Source organism: Desulfovibrio sp. 1188_IL3213 (assembly GCF_036763145.1).
Classification (GTDB): Bacteria; Desulfobacterota; Desulfovibrionia; order Desulfovibrionales; family Desulfovibrionaceae; genus Desulfovibrio.
Genome location: NZ_JBAIYR010000069.1, coordinates 1 through 8,380, shown reverse-complemented (window position 1 = coordinate 8,380; position 8,380 = coordinate 1). Strand labels below are relative to the sequence as shown.

Below are 8,380 nucleotides of genomic sequence, written 5' to 3'. Positions count from 1 at the left end.
CTTCGGGGGGGGCAGCCGCAGCGTTTTTCCGCACTGGCGACGCGAGCGCGTCTGACGCCGCGCAACCTTGCTCTACCAGCGGCTGACCGCTCAGGTCCTGGGCCACTGCAAAAGGATCGTCCCCGGCATCAGCCGGAACAAGGGGCGTTGTGGAATCCACAACGCCTGCCCTGCCCGGTCCAGCTTCGGCAGTTTTTTCTTCATAAACTTCAGGCAGGGAATCCGCTGTGGGCTGGATGTCTCCCAGGCGATCCCGCCAGCGGGACAAAAAGTCCCAGGAAAGCCAGGACAGCCGAAAACCGGAACTTTTTTCTTCCTGACTTTCCGCTGTTTCAGGCGTGTGCCGCACTATTTCGGGCAGACTTTGCCCGCGAGCGACAGCCTTTCCTGAAGATGAGGCATTCTTGGAGGATTTTTTTGTCTTTTCGTTTTGCTCTGCTTCGTCGGAACCGAATTTTTCCTCAAGCTTATCGCGCAGCCAATGCACAAGGCGACCAGCCAGGGTAAACCACGAGATGTTCCAGGCAAGCTGAAGCCCGGCCAGGAAAACGAAAAACCATACAAGCGCGGAGCCGCCGGGGCTGAGGTAACGGCTGGCATTGCTGTGCAGCGCGTTGCCGACCATGCCGCCGCCCCATATGTCGCCAATGGAAAAATCCCATGCCGCACCGGCGGCCAGCAGGCAGATGGTAAGCAGAAAGAAGCCGCACCAGCGCCACCAGTGCATGCCATAGGCGGGAGAGACGTAGGCCGCCCCCAGTGCGCCGAAAACCAGCGGACAGAGGAAGGCGGCCACGCCGAAGACATCGTTGAGAAATCCCGCAGTATACGCGCCAAAAAGGCCAGCCTTGTTACGCACTTCGACAGCGCCGCTGACCACATGGTTGAGGCTGGGGTCATTGGCGTCAAAGCTGAGCAGGCTTAATAAAAGCAGCAGTGCCCAGAAGAGCAGAAAAAGGCCAAGAAGTTCGCGGCTGAATTTATGGGCGTCCGTAGGGCTACCCTCCGGGACCGGGCATTATTCCCGGCCCAGGTATTCCTTGGAGCGGGTGTCCACTTTGATGCGGTCACCTTCGTTAACAAAAATAGGAACCTGAACGACAAGGCCGGTTTCGAGTTTTGCGGGCTTGGTGACGTTGCTCACCGTATCCCCTTTGGCGCCGGGTTCAGTTTCAACAACGGCCAGCACCATGCTTACGGGGATATCAATGTCCAGCGGGTTGCCCTTGTACAGCAGTACCCGGCACTCCTGACCGTCTTTCAGGAAGCCTTCTTTGCCATCCGTGGTCGAGACGGGCATTTGCAACTGCTCGTAGGTGGTCAGATCCATAAAAATAAGTTCGTCATCCTGACGATACAGAAACTGCATGTCGCGTGTTTCAAGGTCGGGCTTGCCTACCTTTTCGCCGGAACGAAAAGTAATGTCCTGCATACGCCCGGTGAGAATATTGCGCAGCTTGGTGCGCACCATTGCACCGCCCTTGCCGGGCTTGAAGTGCTGAAAATCCACAATTTCGTAAGGGATGCCTTCGACTTCGATTTTAAGACCCCTGCGAAAATCAGTGGTAGAATACATAGTTTACCTCCTACGTGTCGCCGCAAACCGGCATAAACTGGCATCAGGCCGGTCATTTGCCAACAGGGGCAAGAGCGGCTACCTTGTGCGGAAGTGTTTTGAAGGAAATCACGTTTCCGAACTGTAAATACTTGCCGAAAGTCAGGCACTTGTCAAGACTCAACCTTCAAGTATCACATGAGGTTTTTATGCCCATCAGCCTTACCCTGGAAAGCACCGCCTATACGCTGGATCAGCTTACTGCGCGCCCCGAGGCCCAGATAGCTCTGGCCGGGCGCTCAAATGTGGGTAAATCCTCTCTGGTCAACGCGTTGGCCGGCAGAAAAAAGTTGGCTAAAGTCAGCTCCACGCCGGGAAAAACCCGATCCGTCAACTTTTACCTGGTTGAGCCTTTTCGTTTTTACCTTGTAGACCTGCCTGGCTATGGCTATGCCCGTGCAAGCCATAGCGAAAGAGAAAAATGGGCAAAACTGCTGGAACGCTATCTGACGGAATGCGCCAGCCTGAAGGCTCTGGCCCTTTTGCTCGACTGTCGGCTCAGCCCGCAACAGCTTGATCTGAGCCTGGCCTCCTTTGCCCAGGTGCATGGCCTGCCTTTGGTTCCCATCCTGACCAAGGCCGACAAGTGCAATCAGCGTGAGCGCATGGCAAAACAAAAAGAATGGCAAAACATACTTGGGATTTGCCCTGTATTGACTTCGTCCAGCAGTCGCCTGGGCATTGATCGCCTGTGGGACGAACTGGCCCGGGCGGCCGGGGCGGCCGTGCCTCCAGAGGAAAACGCACAGTAGTGTCAAACAACCGGGCTGGACGTCACGTCAGGGGTATGCGGCACGCCCCTGCTCTCTCTCGTGACGTGTGTCCGGATCCATATGAATAATGATGCGTCCCAATTGCGGAGCGCTCAGCCGCAGTTGTTTTTCCAGGCGCATGCACACGGTGTGCGCCTCTTCAACGTTCAAGGTGGCGTCCACATCGCAGTGGAAAGATATGCAAATCCCCTGTTCCGGCGATTCGTAGGTTGAAAAACTGTGCGGATTGCCAGCCAGCGGTTCTTTTGCCAGCACAGTTTCTATTTCACGCCAGACCATCTCGGCATACGGCACTGAAACCGAAGCCCCATATGCCAGTGCGCAGGCTGTCCCTTCCGGCTCAAGATGGCTCACGACCTCGCTTCCGGGCAAAGATTCGTGTAAGTCTTCTTCAAAGTCCATGACGCGGCTATGTGCTTGGATAAAAGACATTTTTCCGGGAAGTTCCACATGCAATTCAATAAAACAATTGCCGGCCGACCGCAGGATGTGAATGTTATGCACAGCCAGGGCGTGCTTCCAGGCAGTGTGCTGCACCTGCACGAAAGGATCGCAGTGTTTGTCATCGTCGGCGCTGTAAGGCTCCACGTGAACGGTCACATCCGCGTCATCCAGCACTGAGCCCACGGCCTCTTCTGCCGCATGGGCCAGCTTGTGTCCTTCGCTGACCTGTATGCCCGGTTCCACCCCCACCGTCAGGTCCACAAAGCTGGTCGGGCCACTGGTACGCAAGCGTACATCGCGCACATTGGTAATACCGGGAACACGTTTCACGGCCTTTATGATTGCCTGCTGTTCGCGCATGGAGCCGGAGTCCATAAGAATATCCACAGCCTGGCGGGCCATATGGACGCTGGCTCGAAAAATGATGACGGCGACGATCAAGGCTGCCACAGTGTCCGCCTGAACCAGTATGGCATGCATAGGTCCCGGAACATTGAGAGCAGAGGCCAGCCATACTGCAAGAACGCCGACCAGAACTACGGCTGAAGAAAGAATATCGGTGGAAAAATGCAGCGCATCTGCCTCAAGCGCTTGGCTTTTATACTTTTTTGCCACGCGACGCAGTACGCGGACCCTGTTGATATCAATGATGATCGAAAGGGCCATGACACCAACGCCCCACAGTGAAGGCGTCACGGGGCTCGCACCGGCCAAGAGACGATCCGCCCCTTCATGGACGACCCAGAAGCAGGTTAAAAGCAGCAGCAGCGTTTGGGCCAGAGCCGAAAGATTTTCTATCTTGCCGTGACCATAGGGGTGCCGCGCGTCTGCTGGCCTGGACGCCACACGCACAGCGGCAAGAGTCATGGCAGCCGCCAGCAAATCCAGCCCGCTGTGCAGAGCTTCAGACAGAATGCCAAGGCTGTTGGTATGCAGCCCTACAGCAAGCTTGACGGCGGTAAGGGCAAAAGCCGCCCATAGGGATGTGAGGGCCGCGCGATTTTTTTCAGCACTGGCTTCCATCGAACCGGACATGAAGACCCCTCTAGTAAAAAAAAGCCCCCGGAGGGGCTTTTGTCTTTACGTTCCTACAACCACTTGAACCATTCGCGCCAGGACCCCTGACGTTTCTGCCGTGTTTCCTTGGCCTGCTCTTCCTTGTAGTAATGGTAGGCGGCAAGGCTTTTTTCCTTGGCGTGTTCGGCCACTTCCGGCACGTCCTGGAAATTCTTTACGATAAATTCGTAACGATGCCAGGCCGGACCATATTTTTTCATATGCCAGAACACGTCTGCAATATAAAGCTCGTGTTCCGCCATGAGCTTCCGGCAGGTTATCATGTGCTCTTCCGCGCCTTTGGCATAGGGAGAGTCCGGATACATCTGGTGCAGGCGATTAAAGTAATCGTATGCTTCCTGCAATTCCGTTGTCGCCCTGTCGATGGAGCGGAACTGTTTCAGCAGAGACATGCCCGTCTGATACAGCACGTAGGGGATGGCCTCATGCCTGGGATGCAGCGATTCGAAATCTTTGTAACTTTCAGTAGCCAGTTCGTATTCCTCATCAAGGAAATACGCATCGCCCAAGGAAAGTTCCGCATCAATGGTATAAGGGCTGAAGGGATAGGTATCGCGCAGTTTATTGTATAGCTCCACTGCCCGCACATAGTTTTTTTCACTCATGGCGTCGTTGGCGGCCTCAAAAATTTCCTGCGCAGTGTCTTCTGCAGGCGGCAGATATATCATATCGATGATGCCGCAGCCGGAAGCCATGAGCATGCTCATGACAAGCAAGATGGAGCGTAACAATTTTTTATGCATTGAGCTGTTCCAGAAAGACAAATGCCGCTTGGGCGGCGGTTGCGCCGTCGCCGGCGGCGGTGATGACCTGGCGGCAAAGCTTTGAGCGTATGTCACCGGCGGCAAAAATGCCGGGAATGCTGGTACGCATCTCGGTATCTGTCACGATAAAGCCCTGCTCATCAAGCACGATTCCCTGAGGAAGGAAGTCCGTTACCGGGGCAAAGCCCACATAAATGAACAGCCCGTCAACAGGCAACAGATCTTCCTGGCCGCTCAGAAGGTTCTTTACGGTCAGTCCGGTCAAAAAGTCTTCACCGTGCAGCTTCGTAATGACCGAACTGCGCATGATGTTGACCTTTTCCGGCATGCTTTCGAGCCTTTCTTCATATACCTTAAGACCCCGGAAGCTGTCGCGTCGATGGATGAGGTGAAGTTTGTTCACTATTTTTGAAAGATAGAGGCTTTCTTCCATGGCGGCATTGCCGCCGCCCACCACGGCTACAGTCTGGTTGCGATAAAAGTTTCCATCGCAAAGCGCGCAGTAGGAAACACCCTTTCCACGCAGCCTGTCTTCATCTTCAAGCCCCAGGTGGCGATGCTTGGCCCCTGAGCAGACCAGCACGGTCTTGCACGCGTATTCTCCGTCTGAAGATCGCACGGTAAACCGGCCCGCCGAACCGCTAATGGATTCAACCACGGTGGCGGGCCTGTCTATCGGCAAGCCTTCGAGATGCGCGGCGAAGAGGTCGGCAAGTTCATAGCCCTTGATGCCCTTGGGAAAGCCCGGGTAGTTCTCCAGCGCTTCTGTTTGCAGCAACTGCCCTCCGGAGGTCAGACGCTCCGGCATAAGAACGCTGCAACCTGACCGCGCCAGATACAGGGCTGCGGTAACGCCAGCGGGGCCGCCGCCGATCACAACGGCATCGTATGCTTTCATGCCAGCGCCTTGGTATCAAGCAGATCTTTCATGGCGGCCTTGGTCACAGCGCCGGTGATCTGCTCGACAGTTTCGCCGTTTTTGAAAAGCACAAGGGTGGGGATGGCGCGAATGCCGAACTTTGTAGGAGTGGCGGGATTTTCATCCACGTTCATCTTAACGATGCGCACCTTGCCTGCGTATTCGGTGGCAAGCTCGTCAATAATGGGGCCAACGGCGCGGCAGGGACCGCACCAGGGCGCCCAAAAGTCAAGCAGAACCGGCAAATCGGACTTGAGGACAACACTTTCAAAGGTGGCGTCAGTGACCTGTTCAGCCATAACTATCTCCTTAGGTTTATGTTGCGCACTGCATGCCCGAAAGGGCGCAGAGGCGGAAAACCGAAGCTTCGGGATATGGATTCCGAGGCCTCTGTATTGAGCAAGAGTAGTTTCCAAAGACCTGACTGTCAAGACAATCTCATGTTTCCGACAGGTCTTCGGCGTATTCGCGGCAGCGCCTCATGTCGTCAGGCAGCGCACGCCCGCGGGGGACAGTTTCCATATGCAGTTGATGGTAATATCCCTTTTTCCCGAGCAGCCAGCCCGCATAGGCTATCATGGCCGCGTTGTCTGTACACAGGTGCGGGCCGGGAATGATGGCGTGGCCGCCCCTGTGCTCCATAAGTTCCGTAACGCGTCGCCGCAGCAGCGAGTTGCAGGCAACGCCGCCAGCAAGAATCAGATATTTCAACTGCGGGTTTCTGTCCAGTGCTCGTGCTGTCTTTGCGCAAAGGGTGTCCACCACGGCCAGATTGAAGGCGGCGCAACAATCTTTCAGCTCTTGCGGCGCATCCGCCGTTGACACCAGAGGGCGCGGCCACGCCACACCCTGAAGATGCTGCTGAATATAGGTGCTGGCCGCAGTTTTCAAACCACTGAAGCTGAAATCCAGATTGTCATTGTCAAGGTAAGGACGAGGAAAAACAATGCCATCTGCCCGCCCTTCCCCTGCAAGAGCATCCATAAGGCGTCCGCCCGGATAGGCCAGGCCAAGCACTTTGCCGACCTTGTCAAATGCCTCTCCCGCCGCATCGTCCAGTGTGCGCCCAAGGGGCAGGCACTTCCACGGGGCTTCCATGCGATACAGATGCGTATGCCCGCCGGAAACCAGCAGACCCAATGCCGGGAATTCCAAAGGCTGTTCCAGACCAGCTGCCAGCAGGTGCGCCTGAAGATGATTGACGCCGATAAAACGCGCGCCCAGGCTCAAGGCAAGCCCCTTGGCAAAGGCCACGCCCACCAGCAGACTGCCAAGCAGCCCCGGCCCACGCGCCACAGCCACGAGGTCAATGTCTTCATTGTTTTTGCCGCTACGCCGCATCAGTTCGTCAAACAGGGGGCCGATATAACGGTAATGCTCGCGAGACGCCAACTCGGGCACAACTCCGCCAAACAGTGCGTGCATGTCAGCTTGGGTGGACAATACGGAATGCAGCAGACGGCCATCTTCCACCAGGGCCAGTGCGGTTTCATCGCAGGAACTTTCAATGCCGAGGCAAAGCATATGGTCTCTCTTTCAACAGAAAACAGGAGCCACACCAAATGCGGCTCCTGAGTTTCGCGCAACTAGTGGTCAGGCTGTCAGGCCCGCATGTCTGGCGTAAATGCTTTCAACGGCTTCCACATCTTTGGCAGAACCGATAAACAATGGAGTACGTGCATGCAAATGTTCGGGGACCCTTTCAAGAATCCGCCCCCTGCCGTCGCTGGCCCTGCCGCCCGCCTGCTCCGCAAGAAAGGCCAGCGGCGCGGCTTCGCACATAAGGCGCAGCTTGCCATTGGGTTTTTTGGCATCCGACGGATACATATAGATGCCGCCGTTGATGAGCGTACGGTGAAAATCTGCAACAAGTGCGCCGACATATCGGGAAGAATAAGGCTTTCCGTCTGAAGTCTCGCAGCCGTGAAACCAGTTGACGGCTTCGCGGGCCGGGGCATCCCAGTTCTTCCAGTTCCCTTCATTGACCGAGTAGATGTAGCCTTGCTCGGGAATAGACATGTTGGGGTGGGAAAGCAAAAATTCGCCCACTCCGGGATCCAGTGTAAAGCCATGCACCCCCTGTCCCGTGCTGAGCACAAGCATGGTGGATGGGCCGTATAAAATATAGCCTGCCGCCACCTGCCTGTTGCCCGGCTGAAGAACCTCATCCAGCGTCACTTCACCCGAATGCCCTTCGGGGCGGCGCAAAATGGAAAAAATGGTACCCACATTGATGTTCACATCAATATTGGAAGAACCGTCCAGCGGATCAAAAATCAAGATGTAGTCGCCCCGGGGAAATTCCGGCCCAATCCGGATAAGATCGGCCTCTTCTTCCGAGCTCATGGCGCACAATGCACCGCAACGCTCCATACGGTACAGCATGATGCGGTTGGCGATTGTGTCCATTTTCTGAACATTCTCGCCCTGCACGTTCACTTCGCCCGTGCCACCGAGAATATCCAGCAGCCCCGCCTTGTTAATACGGCGGGAAATGCTTTTGCCGGAAAGAATAAGGTCGTACAGCAAGCCGGTAAATTGCCCCGTGGCCTGCGGGGTGCGCTTTTGATGCAGCAGCAGATGTTCCGTGACCGTGATGTCAGCCATGCTGGCCTCCTGCAAAAAACAGATGTTCCGTGTACCTAAAGGCTTGCGCCGCCCCGGGGCGGCGCAAGTTTCATGCTATGCGTCAGTTCCGTGGCCCGAAGGGGCTTGGACGCCCGCCCGGCAGAGTATCCGGCGCGGCAGTGTTGTCCGGCGTATCGCCGGACGGGGAGACAGCGCCAGC

The 8,380-nt window shown here is 56.0% G+C and carries 9 protein-coding genes; 1 reads left to right on the top strand and 8 read right to left on the bottom strand.

Going from position 1 to position 8,380, the window contains the following annotated elements:
* A partial coding sequence (locus tag V6C16_RS05155; protein ID WP_333542841.1) for a DNA translocase FtsK 4TM domain-containing protein occupies positions 1-934 on the bottom strand: 934 nt, incomplete at its 3' end.
* 84 nt (positions 935-1,018) lie between these two features.
* A complete protein-coding gene (gene efp / locus V6C16_RS05150; protein WP_333536324.1) occupies positions 1,019-1,576 on the bottom strand; it encodes an elongation factor P in 558 nt (185 codons plus the stop codon).
* A 188-nt stretch (positions 1,577-1,764) separates the two neighbouring features.
* On the opposite strand from efp, the gene yihA reads away from it, so the two are divergent.
* A complete protein-coding gene (gene yihA / locus V6C16_RS05145) occupies positions 1,765-2,367 on the top strand; it encodes a ribosome biogenesis GTP-binding protein YihA/YsxC (RefSeq protein WP_333536325.1) in 603 nt (200 codons plus the stop codon).
* Between the two features lie 27 nt (positions 2,368-2,394).
* Here yihA and V6C16_RS05140 read toward each other — a convergent pair whose 3' ends face one another.
* From V6C16_RS05140 to fbp, 6 genes are all read right to left on the bottom strand, one after another.
* Positions 2,395-3,867: a cation diffusion facilitator family transporter gene (locus V6C16_RS05140; protein ID WP_333536326.1), complete on the bottom strand. Its 1,473-nt coding sequence runs from the start codon at positions 3,865-3,867 to the stop codon at positions 2,395-2,397.
* A 53-nt stretch (positions 3,868-3,920) separates the two neighbouring features.
* Positions 3,921-4,652, bottom strand: a complete 732-nt coding sequence (locus V6C16_RS05135; protein ID WP_333536327.1) for an outer membrane protein assembly factor BamD — start codon at positions 4,650-4,652, stop codon at positions 3,921-3,923.
* The gene (locus V6C16_RS05130) at positions 4,645-5,571 is read right to left on the bottom strand and encodes an NAD(P)/FAD-dependent oxidoreductase (protein WP_333536329.1); all 927 of its coding nucleotides are present in this window, start codon (positions 5,569-5,571) and stop codon (positions 4,645-4,647) included. The genes V6C16_RS05135 and V6C16_RS05130 overlap by 8 nt, the downstream gene beginning before the upstream one ends.
* Complete coding sequence (trxA, locus tag V6C16_RS05125) at positions 5,568-5,891, bottom strand: thioredoxin (protein ID WP_012624828.1); 324 nt, start codon at positions 5,889-5,891, stop codon at positions 5,568-5,570. Before trxA ends, V6C16_RS05130 begins: the two co-directional genes overlap by 4 nt.
* A gap of 139 nt (positions 5,892-6,030) precedes the next feature.
* A complete protein-coding gene (gene tsaD, locus V6C16_RS05120) occupies positions 6,031-7,116 on the bottom strand; it encodes a tRNA (adenosine(37)-N6)-threonylcarbamoyltransferase complex transferase subunit TsaD (RefSeq protein WP_333536332.1) in 1,086 nt (361 codons plus the stop codon).
* Positions 7,117-7,185: 69 nt separating this feature from the next.
* Positions 7,186-8,199, bottom strand: a complete 1,014-nt coding sequence (gene fbp / locus V6C16_RS05115) for a class 1 fructose-bisphosphatase (RefSeq protein WP_333536333.1) — start codon at positions 8,197-8,199, stop codon at positions 7,186-7,188.
* Positions 8,200-8,380 lie beyond the last annotated feature (181 nt).